The sequence below is a fragment of the Alphaproteobacteria bacterium genome (assembly GCA_039980135.1).
Lineage (GTDB): Bacteria > Pseudomonadota > Alphaproteobacteria > UBA6615 > UBA6615 > UBA8079.
Genome location: JBDXCV010000014.1, coordinates 1 through 21,400 on the forward strand (window position 1 = coordinate 1; position 21,400 = coordinate 21,400).

The 21,400-nt window shown below is 60.5% G+C and carries 20 protein-coding genes and 1 riboswitch; of the genes, 5 read left to right on the top strand and 15 right to left on the bottom strand.

The window, feature by feature from the left end:
* Positions 1-4,336 (bottom strand): Ig-like domain-containing protein (locus ABJ363_17595; protein ID MEP4380802.1); only part of this gene is annotated, 4,336 nt, incomplete at its 3' end.
* A gap of 511 nt (positions 4,337-4,847) precedes the next feature.
* On the opposite strand from ABJ363_17595, the gene ABJ363_17600 reads away from it, so the two are divergent.
* Both ABJ363_17600 and ABJ363_17605 read left to right on the top strand, forming a co-directional pair.
* Positions 4,848-5,765: a DMT family transporter gene (locus ABJ363_17600; GenBank protein ID MEP4380803.1), complete on the top strand. Its 918-nt coding sequence runs from the start codon at positions 4,848-4,850 to the stop codon at positions 5,763-5,765.
* 123 nt (positions 5,766-5,888) lie between these two features.
* Positions 5,889-6,203, top strand: a complete 315-nt coding sequence (locus ABJ363_17605) for a hypothetical protein (GenBank protein MEP4380804.1) — start codon at positions 5,889-5,891, stop codon at positions 6,201-6,203.
* Positions 6,204-6,217: 14 nt separating this feature from the next.
* On the opposite strand, the gene ABJ363_17610 is transcribed toward ABJ363_17605, so the two are convergent.
* Positions 6,218-6,703 (bottom strand): DUF192 domain-containing protein, encoded by a 486-nt coding sequence (locus ABJ363_17610; protein MEP4380805.1) that lies wholly within the window; start codon positions 6,701-6,703, stop codon positions 6,218-6,220.
* A gap of 4 nt (positions 6,704-6,707) precedes the next feature.
* Positions 6,708-7,886 carry an acetoin utilization protein AcuC gene (locus ABJ363_17615; protein ID MEP4380806.1) on the bottom strand — a complete coding sequence of 393 codons (1,179 nt, stop codon included), beginning with the start codon at positions 7,884-7,886 and terminating at the stop codon, positions 6,708-6,710.
* Positions 7,887-7,963: 77 nt separating this feature from the next.
* Positions 7,964-8,071, top strand: a riboswitch (TPP riboswitch).
* Here ABJ363_17615 and ABJ363_17620 point away from each other — a divergent pair.
* From ABJ363_17620 to ABJ363_17630, 3 genes are all read left to right on the top strand, one after another.
* Positions 8,062-8,847, top strand: a complete 786-nt coding sequence (locus tag ABJ363_17620; GenBank protein ID MEP4380807.1) for an ABC transporter ATP-binding protein — start codon at positions 8,062-8,064, stop codon at positions 8,845-8,847. It overlaps the preceding riboswitch by 10 nt.
* Complete coding sequence (locus ABJ363_17625) at positions 8,844-9,608, top strand: ABC transporter permease (protein MEP4380808.1); 765 nt, start codon at positions 8,844-8,846, stop codon at positions 9,606-9,608. The genes ABJ363_17620 and ABJ363_17625 overlap by 4 nt, the downstream gene beginning before the upstream one ends.
* Before the next feature lie 17 nt (positions 9,609-9,625).
* The gene (locus ABJ363_17630) at positions 9,626-10,564 is read left to right on the top strand and encodes an ABC transporter substrate-binding protein (protein MEP4380809.1); all 939 of its coding nucleotides are present in this window, start codon (positions 9,626-9,628) and stop codon (positions 10,562-10,564) included.
* Here ABJ363_17630 and ABJ363_17635 read toward each other — a convergent pair.
* The 12 genes from ABJ363_17635 to dctP form a co-directional block, all read right to left on the bottom strand.
* Complete coding sequence (locus tag ABJ363_17635; protein MEP4380810.1) at positions 10,561-12,447, bottom strand: ABC transporter ATP-binding protein/permease; 1,887 nt, start codon at positions 12,445-12,447, stop codon at positions 10,561-10,563. The two genes, ABJ363_17630 and ABJ363_17635, sit on opposite strands and share 4 nt — an antisense overlap.
* A 56-nt stretch (positions 12,448-12,503) precedes the next feature.
* A complete protein-coding gene (locus ABJ363_17640) occupies positions 12,504-14,201 on the bottom strand; it encodes a Na(+)/H(+) antiporter subunit D (protein ID MEP4380811.1) in 1,698 nt (565 codons plus the stop codon).
* Positions 14,194-14,481: a hypothetical protein gene (locus tag ABJ363_17645; GenBank protein ID MEP4380812.1), complete on the bottom strand. Its 288-nt coding sequence runs from the start codon at positions 14,479-14,481 to the stop codon at positions 14,194-14,196. The genes ABJ363_17640 and ABJ363_17645 overlap by 8 nt, the downstream gene beginning before the upstream one ends.
* Positions 14,478-15,986 (bottom strand): monovalent cation/H+ antiporter subunit D family protein, encoded by a 1,509-nt coding sequence (locus ABJ363_17650; protein ID MEP4380813.1) that lies wholly within the window; start codon positions 15,984-15,986, stop codon positions 14,478-14,480. The genes ABJ363_17645 and ABJ363_17650 overlap by 4 nt, the downstream gene beginning before the upstream one ends.
* A 10-nt stretch (positions 15,987-15,996) precedes the next feature.
* A complete protein-coding gene (locus tag ABJ363_17655; GenBank protein ID MEP4380814.1) occupies positions 15,997-17,478 on the bottom strand; it encodes a monovalent cation/H+ antiporter subunit D family protein in 1,482 nt (493 codons plus the stop codon).
* Positions 17,478-17,831, bottom strand: coding sequence for a cation:proton antiporter subunit C (locus tag ABJ363_17660; protein ID MEP4380815.1), 354 nt, complete (start codon positions 17,829-17,831; stop codon positions 17,478-17,480). Before ABJ363_17660 ends, ABJ363_17655 begins: the two co-directional genes overlap by 1 nt.
* Positions 17,828-18,274: a Na(+)/H(+) antiporter subunit B gene (locus ABJ363_17665; GenBank protein ID MEP4380816.1), complete on the bottom strand. Its 447-nt coding sequence runs from the start codon at positions 18,272-18,274 to the stop codon at positions 17,828-17,830. Before ABJ363_17665 ends, ABJ363_17660 begins: the two co-directional genes overlap by 4 nt.
* Complete coding sequence (locus ABJ363_17670) at positions 18,264-18,797, bottom strand: DUF4040 domain-containing protein (protein MEP4380817.1); 534 nt, start codon at positions 18,795-18,797, stop codon at positions 18,264-18,266. Before ABJ363_17670 ends, ABJ363_17665 begins: the two co-directional genes overlap by 11 nt.
* Before the next feature lie 23 nt (positions 18,798-18,820).
* Positions 18,821-19,174, bottom strand: a complete 354-nt coding sequence (gene mnhG, locus ABJ363_17675) for a monovalent cation/H(+) antiporter subunit G (protein MEP4380818.1) — start codon at positions 19,172-19,174, stop codon at positions 18,821-18,823.
* A 3-nt stretch (positions 19,175-19,177) separates the two neighbouring features.
* The gene (locus ABJ363_17680) at positions 19,178-19,456 is read right to left on the bottom strand and encodes a monovalent cation/H+ antiporter complex subunit F (GenBank protein ID MEP4380819.1); all 279 of its coding nucleotides are present in this window, start codon (positions 19,454-19,456) and stop codon (positions 19,178-19,180) included.
* On the bottom strand, positions 19,453-19,938 hold the full coding sequence (locus tag ABJ363_17685) for a Na+/H+ antiporter subunit E (protein MEP4380820.1): 486 nt from the start codon (positions 19,936-19,938) through the stop codon (positions 19,453-19,455). Before ABJ363_17685 ends, ABJ363_17680 begins: the two co-directional genes overlap by 4 nt.
* 254 nt (positions 19,939-20,192) lie before the next feature.
* Complete coding sequence (gene dctP / locus ABJ363_17690) at positions 20,193-21,278, bottom strand: TRAP transporter substrate-binding protein DctP (protein ID MEP4380821.1); 1,086 nt, start codon at positions 21,276-21,278, stop codon at positions 20,193-20,195.
* Positions 21,279-21,400 lie beyond the last annotated feature (122 nt).

Genomic DNA, 21,400 nt, shown 5'->3' on the forward strand with positions numbered 1-21,400 from the left:
CAACGAGGCTATCGTTGACGGTAAAGGTCCAGTCGATCGAACCCGTGCCGTCACCCGTCGCCGGATCGCTGATGACCGTGGCAAACGAACCGATGTAGCCCGCACCGTTGTCAACGCTCGACACCGTGTGCGTATCGCTCAGATCGCTGTCGGAGAAGGCGACCGAACCCGTGTCGGTCAGATCATCGACATTCTCACCGGCCGCGCCATCCGAAATCTCGGTCACGGCGCCCGCGTTGTCGGCGATGCCGATAACCGGCGCGTCATTCGTACCCGTGATGGTGATCGTGACCGTCGCCTGGTCCGTGTCGCCGTCCGTATCTTCGAGCTCGTACACGAAGGTGACGGTGGTGGTCTCGCCTTCGGCAAGATACTCGAAGTCACCGTTCGGATCGAAGGTGATGGTGTTGTCAGGATTGACCGTGGCCGTGCCGGACGGCGGGCCGGTAACAATCGTGACCGAACCCACGCCATCGGGCGCGTCGTCATTGTCGAGAACACCGATGATCACGCCCGGGCCGTCTTCACCAACCGAGCCGGAATCGTCAATAGCATCAACGAGTTCGTCGTCGTTGATGATCTTGCCATCAACAAAGATTTCCAACGTTTCCCAATCTTCGACATTGAGGTCGAGAGCGGTAAACGTCGCATCGGCGCCGCTATTGGTCGACGCATCGGAATTGGCATCGATGAACGCCTGGAGCGCCTGGAGTTCGGCCTGGATCGTTGCATCGGCGAACTGCTCGGATGTCACATAGACCTGGAGCGTGTCCGTACCCTTGCCGCCGTCATAGATGTCGAGTCCGCCATACTCACCCACGACGAACTTGCCGGTGTCATTGCCGACATTGCCGTAGACGAAGTCGGCACCGAGGTTACCATCGAGAATATCGTCGCCGGCACCACCGTCGAGGTAATCGTTGAACGAGATATCGACGCTACCGGCGCCTGTTCCCGTGCCCGAACCATGATGTGATCCGTGATGGGAGCCACTGGCCGAACCCGAACCGCGATGGGAACCACGACCCGAACCGCTGGCCGAACCGTGGCCGTGGCTGCCCGAACCCGAGCCGCTGCCGCGACCATTCCGGCCCGATGCCGAGCCGCTGCCCGAACCGCGATGCCCGGAACCCGAACCGCTGCCATGTCCATGATGGCCCGACGCAGACCCGCTGCCGGAACCGTGGCCGTGATGCCCGGAACCCGAGCCGGAACCATGACCGTGATGGCCCGAACCGGAACCGTGACCCGATGCAGAGCCCGCGCCGCTGCCCGACGCGTCGGCGCCGTCGTATTCGATACCGCTGCGGAAGAAGTTACCCTGAACGGTAACGTTCAGATTAACGTCGTTATGGTCGCCGTCACCGCCATTGACGATGTCTTCCCAGTTCTGGTTGCCCTCGACGGCAACATCTTCTTCATGGTCGAAGCCACCCGGATTCAGGTTCTCGTTCGAGAAGAAGACACCCGCGCCCTGGCCTGCCAGCGGCGATCCGTCGGAAATGACCGTCCAGTCGCCACCGCTCTCGGCAAAGGTGACATCATCGCCGTCGGCGAGACCCGGATTGAGGTTCTCGCCATTCGGGATAATGAAGAAGCCGAGTTTCGTAGCACCGTCAAGCGCGTCGCTGTCCAGCGAGATCGTAACTTCGTCGCCCACACCGGGGCCGGAGTTCTTGACGTCCGCGAAGATGATTTCGCCCGAGACCGGGTTGCCGTCCGCGCCGGCCAGGTAGTAGCCGAAGCTGTTGTCGTAACCCGCCAGCGAACTCAGAAAATCCGCGGTGATCGTGATGTCACACGCACCGGAGATGTCGAAACAGCCGTCGTTATTCGCAATATCCTCAAGCACGAACGAAGCCGGCGCATCGCCGTCGATGATGTCGTTGCCCGACTGGCCATACAGCTCATCGTCGCCAACACCGCCGACGATCGTATCGTCGCCGCCCTGGCCGTACGCGACATCGTCACCCTCGCCGCCGTCAATGACGTCATCGCCACCTTCCACATCGGGTGCCGCCTTGACCTGCTCGGTCTGCTGATAGGAGACATCAAGCCAGCCATGGCCTTCCGTCGAGTACTCGGTGAGGAAGCCTTCGCTGTCATAGGCAGTTTCGATATCGGAGTTCGGATGCAGCCACATGCCGAGCTGCTCACCGAATTCGAGTCCGGTCCAGCCGCCCGCTTCCGGATACATCGGGTCATGACCGTTGATCGCCGACGCATCGATCGTGAAGTGGAACGTGTGCACATCACCCGATGCGTCCGTCTCGTAGGAAATATCCTGGACCCAGCTCGGATCGGCCAACGAAGACGCGATCGGATCGGGCGCCTGGGTGCCGGACGCCGAAGAGCCGTCAAAGTAGCTCGTCTGCGCATTCACACCGTTATAAGCATACGCCGTGAGGACAGGCTCCGAACCGCTCGCGTCGAAGTACAGCAGAGCGAGCTCACCGCCGAGGCCCTTGGGGTTCGCGCCGTCATTAAGAGCGAGCGAGAAGCCATTGGATTCATTGCCATTTGTGTCGCTGACAACCATCGTGAAGGAGACGGTTTGCGAAGCGGTATCGATGCTCGTATCAACCGATTCGATCTTGCCGCCGGCGGACGAGCTGTTCGTGTCGCCATGTTCCCAGTGCCAGTCGTGCCCGACACAGTCGAGATCTCCATTGTCGCCAATGATCAGATCATCGCCGGCACCGCCGTCGATATTGTCGTCGCCATATTCGCCGCCATCAACGGTCGTGTATTCGATCGATTTGACGTAATAGTCGCTGCTGTCGCCCGCGCCCGGAGGTGTGCCGTCGGCATACTCACGGCCGGAGAAACGAATCTCGCTGAACTCTCCGATACCGGAGATGGTGAAGCTGCCGACATTGCCGCCGCCCGTGATCTCGGGCCCGAATTCGCCGGACCCCACCAGATTGCCGCCGGCGTCATATGCCTGCCACGCGCCCTGCTCGCCGCCATTCTCGGTTGCGTACATCCGCGAAACCGTGACCGTCGCTTCGGTCGCCGGGCTATCGAAGGTGGCGACCAGCGCTTCGGACGTTCCATCGGACGAATGATTGATCTGGTTGCCGACCGGGCTGCCGCCGGCGACGCCGACGCCGTCACCATCATAGGTAACCGTGGCTTCGTCGCCGTCAAAATCATATGCCGTCAAGGTGACGCCCGCATCATCCCAGTCCTGCGCCCCACCGGTCGCAAAGAATGTCTCCGAAGTGCCCCCGTCGGCATTGTCACCGATCAGCAGATCTTCGCCGTCATTGCCCGAAATCGTGTCGTCATCGGCGCCGCCGGCGATCTTGTCGTCGAGGCCGCGGCCCGTGATGGTATCATCGCCCGCGCCAGCATTGAACATGACATCGGTATCGTAGCCGGCCTGGTTCGCCTCACCCTGGCTGGATGCCATGGTGACCGTATCGTCGCTGCCAAGCGCGTCATACTGGGTGCCGTCTTCATAGGTGCCCGCCTGGACATCATCAAAATCAACCGTGTCGGACTGCTCGGTGAACAGCGGATCGAGCTCGAGGCTGACTTCGTCGCCATCGACGAGAACCGTCAGGTCTTCCCAGTCCTGCACACGAATGCCTAGATTGCTGAACGTCTGTTTGGCGCCGCTGTCCGTCGAAATGTCGGCATTGGCCGCGATGAACGCGTCCAGCGCCTGGAGATCCGCGAAGATATCCGGATCGGCGAACTGGGCCGATGTCAACGAGATGACCAGCGTGTCCGAACCGGTGCCGCCGTCATACCAGTCGACGCGACCACCATTCTCGCCGCCGACAAACAGCCCGACATCGTCGCCGCTATCGCCATCGACATGGTCGCGACCGACGCCGCCGTCGAGGAAATCGTTGCCCGAACCGCCCTTGAGCGTGTCATCACCCAGCTGGCCGAGGACGGTATCGTTGCCCGAACCGCCATTCAGGTAATCGTTGAACGAAACATGTCCGCTGCCGCTGCCGCCATGGCCCGAGCCATGATGGGAGCCGTGACCGGAGCCGCTGCCCGAACCGCTGCCATTGCGCCGGCCCGAGCCCGAACCGCCCGCATATACATTCGGCCCGTCGCCCATCAGGACGTCGTCGCCGCTGCCACCATACAGCTGATCAGCGCCCGCGCCGCCGATCAGCGTGTCGTTGCCGGCACCGCCCTTGAGCTTGTCGTTCCCTGCACCGCCGTCGATCCAGTCGTTGCCGGCGCCTCCATCGACGTAGTCATTGCCGTCGCCGGCATTGACAGTATCGTCGCCCTTCTTCGCCCGGATATCGTCATTCCGGCGCGTTCCGTTGATGGAGTCGTTTCCGTTGGAGCCGTTAATGCGTGCCATGTCCCATCGCCTTTTCGCGTGGTCGTTGCGGGGTTACTGAGCTGGATTGTCCCCGGGGAACGCCCCCAAAAACACCGGCCTGTATGCGCGTATAGACGCAAAAACCGTACCAGTTCACTTGCTACCTGTTGAACAGCCGGGCAAACGCACACGCCCAACCATCCATTTGAGCCATCGGTCCGGTAGCCTCCCCCGCCCCCGGGCACTAAGCTGCTCAAAAAAGCATGCATATTCTAATCATACACTGGGATGATTCAAACTATTTTCCCAAATTAATTATATAAAATTATCAATAACCTAGCAGAATTTGGACAACATTCCTGACGCACATAACCACCTCCATGCGTAGACAGCGGAGCAGACACGACTACCGTGCAGACTGTCTTCTTTGGCACCGGGGCGAATGAATGTTAGTTAATGGAAAGGTGCTCAAAAAACGCCGCTCTATCCCGCGACTGTTTCGCAAATTGTTAGTCGCATATTGAGAATATTTACCTTGAATCCGAACAAAATGCGCATTCCATCCGTCGTCACGGGCGTGCTCTTCGCGAGCCTTTCGACGATGATCGGCGGTGTAACCGTCGTGCTCACCCGGCTGATCATTTCCCAGTCGGATTCACTCACATTCGCGTCCGTCCGCTACGGGTTGGCCGCCATCTTCCTATTTGCGGTCCTGCTGATAACGGCCCGCATTCCGCATATTTCCAGGCGGGACTTCCTCGGGCTCGCCCTGTTCGGCATCATCATGTTCTCGGGCTTCCCGTTTTTCATGACCCGGGCGCTCGAGGACACCACCGCAGCCCGCGGTGCGCTTATGTTTGCCATACTTCCGCTCGTTACGATTCTGATCGGCACCCTCTTCCGGATCGAACGGCTGACATTGCGCAAACTCGTCGGGATCGCGATCGCCATAACCGGCACTTCGATCGTCCTGGGAGAAAGTGCAGCCGACGCGGCGCCGCAGGCCATCCGAGGCGATGCCTTCATGTTCCTGGCCATACTGTGTGCAGCTGTTTTCAATGTGTTTTCAACGCGATACTTCGCACGCTACGGCAGCCTCGCCGTTGTCTCGATCGCTATGGTCATCGGCAGCGCGGTCCTGTTTGCATTGGCCGTTGCGTTCGGACATCCCTTCTCGGGATCCCTCGATTTCGATCTCCGGGGCTGGTTCATCATGTTTCTGCTGGCCATACCCGGCGCCGCGTTCATGAACTTCCTGTGGGGGCGCTCCCTACAACTGATCACCCCAACCCAGGCCACCATCACGGTTGGCCTCAATCCTGTTACCGCCCTGCTTCTGGGTGCCTGGATTCTCTCCGAACCGATCACCTTTCGCATCGTCATCGGCGTGGCCCTTTTGATCACCGCGATTGTCGTGACCACTACCGAACCGCGCAACTCACCGGCCGTGCCGACATCATCCGGATAAAACCGGGGATCATTCTCCCTAACCGTTAATACATTGTAAATTCAGTAAGTTTTAATCACATCTCTCTAGCGTCAGAGGTGCGATGTCGGATTATCCGGCATTCCTGACCGTAAGGAGACTGACATGTTTGGGACAAAGAGCCTGTTCGCTGGGCTGGTCCTGTCGGTCGTTGCAGGAAGCAACATTGCAGAAGCAGCCCAGCCAAATCGTTCGTGCACCGATCGCGCGAGCGCCCTCACCCATTTAGCCAAGAAGTATAGCGAGGCGCCGGTCGCCATCGGGCTCGCGAACAACGGCGGTGTGGTGGAAGTGCTTACCGATTCCGCAGGAACAACCTGGTCGATCATCATCACCATGCCGGACGGCCTGGCTTGTATCGTCGCCGCGGGGGAACATTGGGAACCGCTGCAGCCGATCAAGGCTGGATCGCGAATTTAACGGATTCCCGGCCCCTACTGGCCCGGCAGTCCGTCATGGACAACTCTGTCGCCGACGTTGATGCCGAGGCGTCGGGCGGTCCCGGCGTTGAGCTCCAGCACCGCGCGCGCACGCTTGCGCGACGAGATCGTCGTTCGCGACAGTGGAATGGTGTTTTCGGCGATCCGAACGATACGGCCATCAGAAGCGATGAAAAGCATATCCAGCGGAAGGTAGGTATTCGCCATCCACATGGACAGAACACGGTCGCGGCGATAGATAAACAGCATCCCAGCATCCGGCGCCATTTCGTTGCGAAACATCAGCCCCCGGGCCCGCTGTTCATCATTTGTTGCGATCTCAATTTCGAAATTGTGCACGGCTTCGACCGTCTCGATTTTGAGGGTCGAACGGTCGAACGCCACATCGTCCTGCGCGAGTGCGGGAGCGTACAAAAAGAGAACGAATAGTAGCGGTATTACCGTATTACCTGCCCGGTATATATTATTTATTTTCAACATCGTATTACCCGTTCGTCGACTTTCTCAATTGCATGTTGTAGGCCCTCTCCACAAGCGCGCGAACCGGCGCCCGAACGGCGCCCTGTCCGGGCAAATCGGCAATACTTTCGAACCAGTGCGCCGGCGGATTTCGTCCCCCCGCGCGATTCCATTCAAGCCCGGCCAAAACCAAACGCGATGCCCCATCGAGCACGTCGGGAATCTCAAATCCGTTCAATACCGCCCACACACCGGACCAACACCGCGCGACACTCCAGGGATTGTACCCCCCGCCCCCGGTTACGAGCATCCGCGGCGCGAGGCTTGCCACCCTTGAGACGGCCCGCCAGATCGCCCGGTTGCTCAATTCCATCCGGCTTAGCGGGTCGTCCGCCAACGCATCGGCGCCGCATTGCAGGACCACGACCTCGGCGCCGTAACGTTGTCCGATCGGCATGACAATCTCCTCGATGATCAAATCGAACTCGGAATCGCGTAAGCCGCGCGGCACCGGAATATTGCAGGCGGTGCCGCCCGCATCGTCATCCAGGCCGCCGGTGAAAGGCCAGCGGCGTTCCTCATGGATCGAAAGCGTAAACACGCCCGGGTCACCGGCAAACGCGTCCTGTACGCCGTCTCCATGGTGGGCGTCGAAATCGAGGTACAGAATTCGCGTGAATCCGAGATCCTTCAAACGCAGCAACCCCAGGGCCAGGTCGTTGAAATAGCAGAAACCGCTCGCCCGATCCGGGCGGCCGTGATGGGTTCCGCCTGCCGGACTGTATACGATCCCGGAATCGACCGAGCCGAGCAACTCCGCCCCCGCCAGCACCGCGCCTGCCGACGTCGCGGGACGGCTGTACATGGTGTCGTGGATCGGATTCTCGAGGCGACCCAGATTGTAGCGTTCGCGGTCCGCAGCCGACAATTCGAGCAAACGCTCACCCCGGCGCAACGCATGCAGGTAATCCGGGTCGTGGAATCGCACAATTTCGGCGGGGCTCGCCGCAGCACTCTCGATATAGGCGTTGTCGGGCAACCAGCCCATGGCCCGGCACAGGTCGATGGTCGCGGGCACCCGGGCTACGGAAAGCGGGTGTTTCGGGCCGAAATTGGACCGCCTGTAGATATCGTTGCCGATGAACAGCGGTCGGGCGAGCCTGCGAATTGGGGCTGGTGTGCGGGCGCGCGCAGTTTGGTTCATGGAATTTTCCTACCGTGGCGAGACGTTCTTGGCAATCGGGAGCGTTGACCTTTCGCACCCGCACACTTCATATTGAACATCACCACACGGGGAGCCATTGCGGCTGAGAGGTCTCGCATTGTGCGGGACGACCCTTGGAACCTGATCCGGTTAGCACCGGCGGAGGGACGTGGACGTGACTCCAACCGACCTGAACGATCCAGCGACCGCGGAAATGCTGGGGCTCAATGTTCGCAACGCCCGGCTCTCCTGGGGCGACACCGTTTTTCTGGACGGGTTTTCATTCTCCGCACCGGCGGGTTCGTGGACATGCCTGCTGGGCGAAAGCGGCGTCGGCAAATCCACCCTGCTCCGCGTCATCGCCGGGCTCATCGAGCCTGCCGCCCCGACCGAGATCCGGGCGCATGACGGCTCGCGGCTTGAAAACCGGGTTGCGTACATGGCACAGCAGGATTTGCTGCTGCCCTGGCTGAGTGCGGCCGAAAACGTGGCACTGGGCGCGCGCCTTCGCGGCGAACGCGCTAATCGCGCGCGCACTCTCGATATTCTGGACCGTGCGGGTGTCGCGGGGCGGGCGAATGCGCTGCCTTCGGAATTGTCCGGCGGCGAGCGCCAGCGTGTCGCCCTGGCACGGACCCTGATGGAGGAACGGCCGATCGTGCTCATGGACGAGCCGTTCTCTGCGCTGGATGCCATCACGCGCACGCGTCTGCAGGACCTCGCCGTGGAGCTGCTCGTCAACCGCACGGTGTTGATGGTGACCCATGACCCGTTCGAGGCCCTGCGACTGGCCGACGGCATTTTCGTCCTGACCGGCGGCATGCAACCCGCCGACGCGTCCATCGTCCCCCCCGGATTGGCGCCACGTGACCCGACGGACCCCGCATTGCGGGATTCACACCACCGGATCATGCAACGCCTGACCGGCAACACGGCCCAGACCACCGGAGACGTGGCTTGAACTATCTTCGCCCGGCCATCGTTTTCATCGGGATACTGGCGATATGGCAGGCCGCCGTCAGCGGCTTTGCGATTGCACCGTTCATCCTTCCCGGGCCACTCGCCGTGATAGACGTGGCCGTGGAACGCGCCGATACGATCGCCGGCCATGCGCTTGTGACCCTGAGCGAAATACTCCTGGGTCTCCTGTTCGGCACGCTTCTGGGAACGACCAGCGCGCTCGTCATGGCCTATTTCCGCCGTGCGCGCGCCTGGGTATTGCCCATACTTGTGGTGTCCCAGGCCGTCCCGGTATTCGCGCTCGCGCCGGTGCTGGTCTTGTGGTTCGGCTACGGGATCACCCCCAAGGTCGCGATGGCGACCCTCATCATCTATTTCCCGGTCACCGCTGCCTTCTATGACGGGTTGCGGCGGACCGAGCCTGGCTGGGTCGATCTGGCCCGGACGATGGGTGCATCCAAGGCCGCCATCCTGCGGCAAATCCGAATCCCCGCAGCGCTACCCGCCTTCGCATCGGGCCTGCGTGTTGCCGCTGCCGTGGCCCCTATCGGTGCGGTGGTCGGCGAATGGGTCGGCTCGTCGGCCGGGCTCGGCTATTACATGCTGCTGATGAACGGGCGGGTCCAGACGGACGCCATGTTCGCCGCCCTTCTCGTCCTCGCATTGCTTGCGGTCACGATCTACTTCCTCATCGATGCGGCACTTCGCCGACTGATCTCCTGGCAAGCCGACGTTGACCCCACGACTTCGAATCAACATTAGAAACAGGGCTTATGCATATGAAAAATCTCATATTATCATTCTTCCTCATCCTATTTCTCAACATGGGTCAGGCGGCGGCGGCCGACAAGATCACGGTGATGCTCGACTGGTTCGTCAATCCGGACCACGGGCCGCTATTTGTTGCGCTCGAGCGCGGCGAGTTCGAGAAACGGGGTATCGAGGTTGAACTGATCGCGCCCGCCGATCCGAACGACCCGCCCAAGCTCGTCGCGGCGGGCCGTGCCGACCTTGCGATCTCCTACCAGCCCCAGCTCCACCTGCAGGTCGCTCAGGGTCTGCCGCTGGCGCGGATCGGCACCCTCGTCGCAACGCCGCTCGCCTCGCTGGTCGTGCTGGCGGATGGGCCAATCACCTCGATCGCGGACCTGAAAGGCCGCAAGGTCGGATTCTCCGTGGGCGGTTTCGAAGACGCGCTGCTCGGCGCAATGCTGGCCAAACACGGGCTCAACCTCGACGATGTGGAACTCGTGAATGTCAATTTCTCGCTTTCGCCGTCCCTGATGAGCGGTCAGGTCGACGCCGTCATCGGCGCCTACCGGAACTTCGAGCTCAACCAGATGGATATCAACGGCCGGCCGGGCCGCGCGTTTTTCCTCGAGGAAGAAGGCGTCCCCGCCTATGACGAGCTGATTATCGTCGCCAAGAACGACCGCCTGTCGGAGCCGGCTTTCGCGGCGTTCCTGGATGCCATCGAGGCAGCCACCCAGTTCATGATCAACCGGCCTGACGAGGCCTGGGAGCTGTTCATCAAGGACCGCAAGGATCTGGACGACGAGCTGAACCGCCGGGCCTGGCGCGATACGCTGCCCCGCTTCGCGCTACGCCCGGCCGCCCTGGACCGGGGCCGCTATGATCGTTTCGCCGAATTCCTGAAGGGTCGCGGCCTCATCGAGACCATCCCGCCGGTAGAAACCTACGCCGTAGAGCTGCGCTAGGTCTGTTCGGCCGGTGCGGGAATGAAGACGCCGTCGGCCATATCCGACGCGGTTTCTTCTTCCCGCAGGGCCGCGGCCTGCTGGCGACGCCAGAGTTCGGCGTAGGCGCCATCCTGGGCCAGCAATTCATCGTGACGACCGCGTTCGATGATGGTGCCGTCGTCGAGTACGATGATCTCGTCCGCGTTCACCACGGTTGAAAGCCTGTGGGCGATGACGAGTGCGGTCCGATCAGCCGAAACTTGTTCCAAAGCGGCCTGGATTCCCCGTTCGGTATGGGTATCGAGCGCTGACGTAGCCTCGTCGAACAGCAGTATTTTCGGGCTTTTAAGGATCGTGCGGGCGATGGCGACGCGCTGTTTCTCGCCGCCCGAGAGCTTGAGTCCGCGTTCGCCGACCCGCGTGTTGTAGCCGTCGGGCAGGCTCATGACGAAATCATGGACCTGGGCGAGCCGCGCGGCCTCCTCCACTTCGGCCGGGCTGGCCGTCGGGCGGCCATACTGGATGTTGTAGAAGACGGAATCGTTGAACAGCACCGTGTCCTGAGGGACGATCCCGATCGCCGCACGCAGACTCTGCTGGGTCACGGTCCGGATATCCTGCCCGTCGATGCTGATTGACCCCGCTTCCACATCGTAGAAGCGGAACAACAGGCGCGAGATGGTCGATTTTCCCGCGCCCGACGCGCCCACAATGGCGACAGTGCTGCCCGCCGGCACATCAAAACTCACATCCTTCAGGACCGCGCGTCGCGGGTCATAACGGAACGAGACATGATCGAAACGGACTACCCCGTCGCCGACGGCAAGCGGCTGCGCATCGGCCGAGTCCTCGACCTCGCGATTCTCTTCGAGTAGCCCGAACATCTGTTCCATGTCGACCAGGGATTGTTTGATTTCCCGGTAGACAAACCCAAGAAAATTAAGGGGTTGGAACAATTGCATCATGTAAAGGTTAACGGCCGTGAAAGCGCCGATCGTCATCGTGCCGTCGGCCACCTGAAAGCCCGACAGGACGAGGAGGATCGTCATGCCAAGCGCCATGATGAGGCCCTGCCCGACATTGAGCAGGGACAATGTGGTCAGGCTTTTGACCGCTGCCTTCTCGTAACGCTGCATCGAGACGTCGTAGCGCTGCGCCTCATGCGCCTCGTTGCCGAAATATTTGACCGTTTCGAAGTTCAGCAGACTGTCGATCGCCTTGGTATTGGCCTCGCTGTCGCTGTCGTTCATGGCGCGACGGTATTTCAGGCGCCACTCGGTGAAGGACAGCGTAAAGATGATGTAGATCACCACCGTCACGAAGGTGATCAGGCTGAATATGAAGCCGAACAGCGACCACAGAATGCCGCACACCAATCCGATTTCGACCAGGGTCGGCAGGATGTTGAACAGCATGAAGCGGAGCAGGAAATCGATGCCCTTGATCCCGCGCTCGATGGCGCGGCTGAGGCCGCCGGTCTGGCGGTCCATATGAAATCGCAGCGCGAGCGCGTGCAGATGCTTGAAGACCCGCAGCGCGATAGACCGAATGGCCCGTTGACCGACTTTGGCGAACACGAAGTCACGCAGTTCCGCGAATGCCTGTTGGCCGACCCTGAGCAGGCCGTACCCGATCAGGAGCGACACCGGGACTGCAATGGCCGCACCCGTCGCATCGGCCTCCAGCGCGTCCACAGCCTTGCCGAAGACCGCCGGCACGGCAACGGTGGCCACCTTGGCCGCCACGAGAAGCACCATGGCGATGGCCACGCGGACCCGCATCTCGACCTGGCCTTTCGGCCACATATAGGGCGCCAACGCACGGATCGCGCGCAATTCCGCGCCCGAACGCCGTGCGGGGGTCTCGATTACCGGTTCGGAAGTACGTCTGTGGGCTGCCATGAGGCGATGATTTAGGCCTAGATCACCGCGAAAACCAGATCGGCGGCGCTTTTGACCTAGAAAATATCGACGAAGTACAGGAACAGATAGGCAAACAGCAGTAACGCGACCCACAGAACCATGCTGCCCGTAGGCCAGGTCCGCGCCAAAACACCCTGTGGGCCGTGGTGGCGGTAAAGCTGCTCCAGGAATCGCTGGGCACGACGGTTTACAGCCCCATAGAAGCGGGCCTGGATCAACCCGCCAGCCTGCGTGAGCCGGCGCAGGATGTCGCGCGCCAGACGCCGGTAGAGCCAATCCGTATCCAGGTTGGTACAGCGCAGCTCAGGCGGATATAGCCCCGTACGCATCAACACCGTGAAGGCCAGCGCCGAGAAGAACAGCAACTGCACCTGTGAGAGCACGTGGGAATCCGTGTAGGGAATGAAATCCACCTCAAACGGCAAAATTGCATACAGCGCGGAAGGCCACACACCGATGCCGATGCAGAGAATTGATGCAAACCCCATGGCGATCAGCATGTTGAGCGGTGCTTCCTTCGGCCGCTTGCCGGAATCATGGGCAAAAAACGCGAAGAACGGGATCTTGATTCCCGAATGATGAAACACGCCGGCGGACGCAAACAAAAGGACCAGCCAGGTGAAGTAATATCCTTCGTGGGCGGCGGCGGACAAAATCATCGATTTGCTGACAAAACCGCTGAACAACGGAAACGCCGAAATCGACGCGCCACCGATAATGCAGAACACCGTGGTGAAGGGCATCGTCTTGTAGAGCCCACCCAGTTCTGTGGCCAGCGTGGTCCCGACGCGATGCAGCACCGCGCCCATCGACATGAACAGGAGCGATTTGTAGATAATGTGCGTGAAGGCGTGTGCGGCCGCACCGTTCAGCGCCAGCTCGGTGCCGATCCCCACCCCGACCACCATGAAACCCAGCTGGTTGTTCAGGCTGTAGGCCAGCACCTTGCGCAGGTCGTTCTCGATCACCGCAAAGAAGATCGGGAACGCGGTCATGGTGACACCGATCCAGATCAGCTCTTCAGTGCCGGCGTATCCGCGCGCCAACGCATAGATTGCAAGCTTGGTGGTAAAGGCCGACAGCAGCACCGTGCCGGTCGGTGTTGCCTGGGGATAGGCGTCCTGCAGCCAGTTGTGGAGCAGCGGGAACGCCGCCTTGATCCCGAAGGCCAGCAGGATCAGCACGCCGCCGGCTTCGTCGATGCCGATATGTCCGAACTCGATCGAGCCGGTCTCGTGCCAGCGCACGATCAACCCGGCAAGCAGGAGAACACCCGAGCCGACCTGAATGATCAGGTAGCGCATGCTCGCCGCGAGCGCCTCGGGAGTGCGCCGCGCCAGGATCAGGAAAACCGAGGCGATGGCCGTCAGCTCCCAGTAAACGAACAGCGACACCAGATCGCCGACAAAGACAGCGCCGATCGCCGCACCGGCGTAGATCAGCCCGGAGACATGCTCCTCCACCGCGCGGACATGGAGTGAATAGATAACACCGAGAAAAATGGCGATGATGAACACGTAGCCGAACACCCGTGACAGGGCGTCGACGCGCAGGAGTTCCAGTTCCTGCCCGAAGGCCGTGATCGGGTAGTGATTGCCGTCCGGCAGGCTGTAGAGCAGCGCGAAAGCCGCGACAGGCAGGGCCAGCATCCAGATTCCGCGCAGCCAGCCGCGCAGGAACGGCACCGGCAAGGCGCCGAGGATCAGCAGAAGGCCTGGCGGGAACTCAATCATCGTAATAATCCTCGGGCCGCTTCACGATGCGACGCAGGATTTCCTTGGCCACGATCACCAACAGGACGCTACCGACAAAGCCGTACGCACCGTAGAATCCGAACGTCTCGTCAAAGCCGGCTTCGCCATGCCGGTGAATCACGAAATCAAGCAGGACCGCGATCGCGCAAACGATATATAGCGTCCAGGCAACCTTGGTAACGTTGGCCTTGCTGTCGAGCCACCTTGGGGCCTCGTCGGGCGTCGCCATGGGGACCTCAGTTTCCGGACGATCGGTCATCGCGGCACCTCCAGCATGCCCTGAAGCAGCCCTTCGACCGCATCAGGTGCGAAGAACAGAATGAAACAGGCGAACGCCGTGAACATCAGCGGCACCACGCACAACATGGGCGCTTCAGATATCCGCGCCCAAAAGCCGTCGGATTCCGCAGCGGGTGCGTGACCATGCCCATGTTCGTCCGCGTCCGGCGGCCGGAAGAAGGCCCGCACAACGATCGGCATCAGATACGCAACATTGAGCACGGAACTGATCATCAGCGCGGCGACGACGAACCAGTAGTCGCCGTCCATGCCGCCCAGCGCGATGTAGAGCTTGGACCAGGCCCCGCCCAGCGGCGGCAGTCCGATGATCGACAACGCCCCGATGAAGAACGCCCCCATCGTGAACGGCATCGCACGGCCAATCCCGTTGAGCTGACTGATCTCAGTCTTGTGGGTCGCAGTGTGAATCGCACCGGCGACGAAGAACAGCGTGATCTTGCCGAAGGCGTGCATCAGGATGTGCATGCCCGCACCGACCAACGCCAGCGGGGTCGCGATTGCCGCGCCAAGCACGATGTAGCCGAGCTGGCTGACTGTCGAATAGGCGAGCCGCGCTTTCAGATTATCTTTGGTAAGCGCGATCACCGAGGCGGCAAGAAGTGAGAAAGTCGCCAGATAAATCAGCCACTCCGACGCGCCGGTCGCCAGCAGATGGTCGGATCCGAAGATGTAGACCGAGACCTTGAGGATCGTGAACACGCCCGCTTTCACGACGGCCACCGCATGCAGCAATGCGCTCACCGGCGTCGGTGCCACCATGGCGTTGGGCAACCATTTATGGACCGGCATCAATGCCGCCTTGCCAATGCCAAAGGCAAACAGCGCGAGCAGCAATCCGGTCGTTAGGCCGCTTGCCTTGCCGGCGAGGATTCCGCCGGGCGTAAAGTCGAGGGTTCCCGCAATTGCGAGCGTCCAGACCAGAGCCGGAATGAAGAATACAATCGACGTGCCCAGCAGGATTATCAGATAGATTCGCGCACCGCGACGCGCCTTTGCATCGCCGTGATGGGCCACCAGCGGATAGGTGCTCAGGGTCAGAATTTCGTAGAACAGGAACAATGTGAACAGGTTCGCGGAAAATGCGATTCCCAGTGCCGCCGCCAGGGCAACGGCGAACGCCACATAAAACTGGGTCTGCCGCGGTTCCTTGTTCCCGCGCATATAGCCGATCGAATAGAAGGAATTCACGATCCACAGAAATGATGCGATCAGCCCGAACAATATGCCTAGCGGTTCGATCCGGAACGCAACCTCGAGGCCCGGCGTCACCGCGAAACCGAAAAGGTCCGGACGCCCGCCCGCGAGGACCACCGGCAGCAACTGCAATACATTCACGAACAGCATCCCCGCGATCACGAGGGTGACGGCTTCGCGCAAATTCGGGTTGCGGCGCGTCAGCACGATGAGCAATGCCCCCACCGTGGGGATCAGCAACGCGAGCAGAATGTGATCAGCGGATTCCAACGTCCAAGCCTCAGTAGATTCCGGCCAAAAGGTCAGCCGCTGCGCGCTGCGCAAGGCCAACCGACCATTGGGTATCGAGCCCGAAGTAAATTGTCGCCGCGACCAGTACATAGGCCGGAATCAGCATCGACAGCGGCGCCTCACTGACATTCGCTACCTTCGCGCTGGGTTCGCGGAAGTACGCGACTTCCACGATCCGGCCCACGTAGAGCATGGTGATCAGCGATGCGATCAGGATCAGCGCGACCAGCCACCACTGATCCTTTTCCAGTGCGGCCAGCACGATCCACCATTTCGAGATGAAGCCCGAAGTGCCCGGCGTACCGATAAGGCCCAGCCCGAGGATCACGATTCCCGCCATCGTGAACGGCATCTTGCGACCGATGCCGGCCATGTCTTCCAGCTTCACAGAGGCAAGCTTGAACATGACCGCACCGAGCAGCATGAATATCCCCGCCTTCATGATCGCGTGGTTGATCAGATGGGTCGCGGCGGCCGTCAGGCCTGCTTCGCTCACAAAACTGATTCCCAGAGTAATGAACCCGATCTGAGCCACACTCGAATAGGCGAACATGCGCTTCACATCATCCTGGAATATCGCAACCGTGGAGGCGGCAAACATCGCCACGACCGACAACACCAGGAACATCTCGGGGAGCGGAGTCGTGGCGAAAAATCCGCCGCCACCGAACACCGTGTAGAAGAATCGCAGGAGCAGATAGATCGCCACTTTCGTCGCTGTACCGGCGAGAAATGCGCTGGCCACCGCGGGCGCGTAGGCATAGGCGTTCGGCAACCACAGGTGCAGCGGGAACAAGGCCAGCTTCAGCGAGATTCCAACCGTCAGAAAAGCCAGCGCCACCAATACCGGACGCGTGTGGTTGATTTCGGGAATGCGCTGCGCCAGATCGGCCAGATTCAGCGTACCGGTCATCGCCCATAACAGACCGATGCCAATGACGATGAAGGTAGCCCCCACCGTACCCATGATCAGATACTGGTAGGCGGCCGTCAGGGCGCGGCGATCCCGGCCCATGGCAATCATCACGTAACTCGCGAGCGACGAAATCTCGAGAAATACGAAGATGTTGAACGCATCGCCCGTGATCGTTACGCCGAGCAACCCGGTCAGCGCCAGCAGATACATGGCGTAGAACCAGGCTTGGTCCGTATCGTTGAAGCGTGCCGCCGTGCCGGCGCGCGCGAACGGGATGATCGCGGCCCCAACACCCGAGACAACCAGAAGCACGAACACGTTGATCAGATCGACGCGATACTCGATGCCGATCGGCGGCGCCCAGCCGCCCATAGCATATGAGACCACGCCTTCATTCAGGACTCTGAACAGCAAACCGATCGACGCAGCGAACGCCAGCCAGTTCGCGGCAACCGCGATCAGCCAACCGATGAATCCACGTCGGAACAGCGCACACAGCGGCGCGGCCAACAGCGGTATGACGACCTGGAGAGCGGGCAAATGCTGAGCCAGCATCAGTCGGCCTCCATCTCTTGGACTTCGTCGTCCTCAATCGTGCCATAGGCCTCGTGAATACGGACGACCAGCGCCAGTCCCAGCGCTATGGTCGCCACACCGACCACGATCGCGGTGAGGATCAGCACATGGGGTAATGGGTTTGAATAGAGATCGAACCCTGGCGCAATGATCGGCGCGGTGCCGCCGAGGACCTTGCCTGGCGAGATGAACAGCAAATAGACGGACGTCTGGAATATGCTCAGGCCCACCAGCTTTTTGACCATGTTGCCGTGGGCCACGATGATGTAGAGGCCGCCAATCAGCAGGAAGATCGTCACCCAGTAGTTCAGGTCTGCGAGGATTTGGTTCATCCCTCGCCTTCCTTTTCATCCGCCTCGTCGGCGCGACCGCCGAAGACATAGAAAATTGCCAGCATGGTCGACGCAACGGTGATGAAGACCCCCGCTTCCACGATCAGAATCCCCAGATGCTGGCCCTTCACCGGCTTGCTGCCGAGGGGTGAATAATCGAGGTAGTTTTCCCCGAGCAGGAGGCTGGCAACGCCGGTTCCGGCAAAGATCAGGACACCGAGCGGGATCATCGTGTTGACGATCGGCCGCGGCACGACCTTTTGAGCCTCATCGATGCCGAACACCATCCCGTACAGGATGATCGCCGCTGCCGCCGCCACGCCAGCCTGGAAACCACCGCCGGGTCCATAGTCGCCATGAAACTGGACATAGAGCGCAAAAATCAGGATCGCCGGCAGAAGCAACTTCACGACAACGCGGAGGATGACGGTATCACGCAACATCTTTAGAGCGCCCCTCATCCTTGACGATCATGTCGCGTCGACGGCGTCGCGACAGCAGGATCAGCACCCCGATACCGGCAGTAAAGATCACCGTCACCTCGCCCAGCGTGTCGTAACCACGATAGCTGGCCAGGACGGCCGTCACGACGTTCGGGGACTTCGTCTCTTTCTCGGCGTTCTCGAGGTAATAAGGCGCGACATGCTGGTTTTGCGGATTGTCGGCGCGGCCGAACGGCGGCAAGTCGAGAGTGCCGTAGACCAGCGCGCCGCCCGTCAGCAGACACACCAGCAACGGGATGGCCGGCGCATGGCGCAGTGGCGCCTCGCGGGTCCGGGTCAGATGCAGCACGGCAAGCAGGAGCACGGTCGACATCCCTGCCCCGACCGCGGCTTCTGTCATCGCAACATCGACCGCGTCCAGGACCACCATGACAGTGGCCAGCAGGAAGCTGTAGGCGCCGCCCAGGATCACCACGGCGAACAAGTTATGCGCGCGGATGATGCCGATCACGACCACGACCATGAACAGCAGCAGAACCGTATCAATCAGGAGTTCGATGACGCATCCTCCCCTGCGATGTGACCGCCCGTTTCGTCATGATCGAGTTTGGGGCGTATGCCCGCATGCAACGCCGCCTGCGCCAGCGCATGTGTTGCGACCGGTGTCGTCAGCAGGATAAGCGCGGCGATGATGATGAGCTTGGCCGCGACGAGCGTGAATCCGGCCTGCAAGATCATCCCAACAATGAGAAACCCCATGCCCAGCGTGTCGACCACCGAAGCGCCATGAAGCCGCGTGAACATATCGGGCATCCGGATCAACCCGATCGTGCCGATCACGCAGAAAACCCCGCCCGCAATCAAAAATGCCCAGCTCAGTATGTCGATGACCTGTTCCATCACCTATTCCTCGGGGGCTGCCGGAACAGCCGACTCGCTCAGCTTGAAGTAGCGCAGAACGGCGATCGTGCCGACGAGGTTCAGCAGCGTGTAGAGAATGGCGATATCGAGGAATTCCGGTCGCCCGGTCACGAAACCAATCAGAGCCAACGCCAGAACGGCAAGCGTGCCGATGGTGTTTCCCGCCAGAACACGATCAAACATTGTCGGGCCCAGCAGTGCCCGCGTCAGGGCCAGGCCAAGACTGACCAGCACGGCGACCATGGCGACGAAGTACATCATTGCGCGCCTCTGCCGCCTTCAAACCGCGAAACTTTCCGGTCCATGCCGCCTTCGGCGACATCCTGCGCACCTTCGAGGGTAATCGCATGAACGGTGATTTCGTCGCCTTCGACCTCGACCGACACCGTCCCCGGCGTGAGCGTGATCGAGTTGGCGTAGGTCACCCGGCCGACGGCAGATTTCTGGCTCGCACGGACATTGATGAGGGTCGGACTGATCGGCAGGGACGGCGCCAGGATGATCTTCGAGACGTCGATACCGGACTTCACGATCTGCCACAGCAGCCAGGGCCAGTACCAAATCGCCCGGCCGACGAGATCGATCGGGTGCCCCTCGCGGTCGACCACAGCCATGCGCGAGCCGAGCATCACGACGAGGACAGAGCACACGGCACCAATCACCATCAGCAACGGCGTGTAGTGACCGGACAGAACCAGCCAGAAAACATAGGTAATGATGACTGCGCTTGCGAAGTACAGCACCTGACGCCCCTCAAACCTCCTGCAGAAGCACCCGGTGCTTCGCACCAGACAGGATCGGGTTACCCCCCGACTCCTGCGACAACCTCCCCTGTGACAGCGGTAATACTATTATGGTCTTGGCCGTGCAAGACACAAGCCGGAGTTCCAATCCGGGCATGCGCAAAATACCTGTCAGACGATTGTGACAGCGCAAAACGCCGAACGGGACGACCCCTTAGATCGTCCCGTCCAATCAATGCGATGCGGTAGCCTTGCTACTTGATTTCGTAGACGTAGACCGGTTTGGCTCCCTTTTCTTGGGACAGTTCGATCAGGCGACGGAACACCGCCTTACCAGGAACACCCTTGGCTTCAAATTCCCCGGCCTTGATGTTCACCCATGGCTCAATGGCACGCGCCATCTTGCCGCGCTCACCAGCATCAAGATCGCGCACAGTCACACCCTGCGCACTCAAATTTGCGAGCGCATTTGAGAACTTGGTAACAGATTCATCAATTACCGCTTGTTCGTAGACGGCCATCTCTTCCTTGATGATCGTCTTGACGTTGTCCGGCAGTCTCGCCCATGTCGTCTTATTGACCGAGACGGGAGAAGCGAGCACCGACCCCCAACCGACTGTGGTGAAATTCCGCCCCACTTCGCCAAGTTTGGCAGCCGCGTAGGTGCCCGGAAACAGCACGATGCCATTGTACACGCCCGATTGCAGAGCGTTATAGGCCTCGCTCAGATTGGTCTGGACCTTCGCCGTACCGGCATAGTCAAGCCAAGGCAGATTTGGGCCCGCTCCGCCGATTTTCACACCCTTGAGTTCCTGCATTTTTGTCCAGGGAAACTTCGTGCCCAATCCATAGTCGTCCCACGGACCGCCACCCAGATAGATCTGGTCGAAATCATCAAATGCTTTGTTGAAGAAGTCATACTCGTCCTGCACCTGACGTGTCGCCGGGCCCATGATTCTTGGGTCCCCGGAAAGGAACGGAATGAAGTAATTGATATTGTGCACCAACAGTTTTGTTGGCTCAAAACACGCGCACGTCACGCCGAAATCGGCGATTCCCTTCTGAACTGTCTCGAGAGTTTCACCCGGCTTGTTGATCGTGCCACCATATCCTTCGATGAACTCGATTGTATGTTCGGTCTCAGCCGCCACCCGTTGGGCCACACGCGGCACAAATGTCTTGTTCATCTGATTGACCGGCGAGAGCGGCGCAGCTGGAAGCCCCGCTGAAACCCGAAGCACGAAATTCTCTGCGTGGACAGTCGGTGTCCCGATCACCATGCCCGCACTAAGCACCGCCGCAACAATTGCACCACGTAACAATGTATCTGTACTAGTCATTAGCCCCTCCCGTTCGGTTGCCTTGAACAGCCGGACACGCAAATTGATGCACTGAAGAACACGCAGCCGACCCGACCCGGAATGACCAAAAGCCAGTGCCCTCCGGGCGATCGACTATATAA

What these genes read in the sequence shown, in the direction of transcription:
- ABJ363_17630 (MEP4380809.1), top strand. Translation starts at nt 9,626, where the DNA reads ATGAAAAATCTCATATTATCATTCTTCCTCATCCTATTTCTCAACATG.
- ABJ363_17660 (MEP4380815.1), bottom strand. Translation starts at nt 17,831, where the DNA reads ATGAACCAAATCCTCGCAGACCTGAACTACTGGGTGACGATCTTCCTG.
- ABJ363_17655 (MEP4380814.1), bottom strand. Translation starts at nt 17,478, where the DNA reads ATGCTGGCTCAGCATTTGCCCGCTCTCCAGGTCGTCATACCGCTGTTG.
- ABJ363_17600 (MEP4380803.1), top strand. Translation starts at nt 4,848, where the DNA reads ATGCGCATTCCATCCGTCGTCACGGGCGTGCTCTTCGCGAGCCTTTCG.
- ABJ363_17640 (MEP4380811.1), bottom strand. Translation starts at nt 14,201, where the DNA reads ATGATTGAGTTCCCGCCAGGCCTTCTGCTGATCCTCGGCGCCTTGCCG.
- ABJ363_17615 (MEP4380806.1), bottom strand. Translation starts at nt 7,886, where the DNA reads ATGAACCAAACTGCGCGCGCCCGCACACCAGCCCCAATTCGCAGGCTC.
- ABJ363_17635 (MEP4380810.1), bottom strand. Translation starts at nt 12,447, where the DNA reads ATGGCAGCCCACAGACGTACTTCCGAACCGGTAATCGAGACCCCCGCA.
- ABJ363_17670 (MEP4380817.1), bottom strand. Translation starts at nt 18,797, where the DNA reads ATGGTCGTGGTCGTGATCGGCATCATCCGCGCGCATAACTTGTTCGCC.
- ABJ363_17605 (MEP4380804.1), top strand. Translation starts at nt 5,889, where the DNA reads ATGTTTGGGACAAAGAGCCTGTTCGCTGGGCTGGTCCTGTCGGTCGTT.
- ABJ363_17645 (MEP4380812.1), bottom strand. Translation starts at nt 14,481, where the DNA reads ATGACCGATCGTCCGGAAACTGAGGTCCCCATGGCGACGCCCGACGAG.
- dctP (MEP4380821.1), bottom strand. Translation starts at nt 21,278, where the DNA reads ATGACTAGTACAGATACATTGTTACGTGGTGCAATTGTTGCGGCGGTG.
- ABJ363_17665 (MEP4380816.1), bottom strand. Translation starts at nt 18,274, where the DNA reads ATGTTGCGTGATACCGTCATCCTCCGCGTTGTCGTGAAGTTGCTTCTG.
- ABJ363_17680 (MEP4380819.1), bottom strand. Translation starts at nt 19,456, where the DNA reads ATGATGTACTTCGTCGCCATGGTCGCCGTGCTGGTCAGTCTTGGCCTG.
- mnhG (MEP4380818.1), bottom strand. Translation starts at nt 19,174, where the DNA reads ATGGAACAGGTCATCGACATACTGAGCTGGGCATTTTTGATTGCGGGC.
- ABJ363_17610 (MEP4380805.1), bottom strand. Translation starts at nt 6,703, where the DNA reads ATGTTGAAAATAAATAATATATACCGGGCAGGTAATACGGTAATACCG.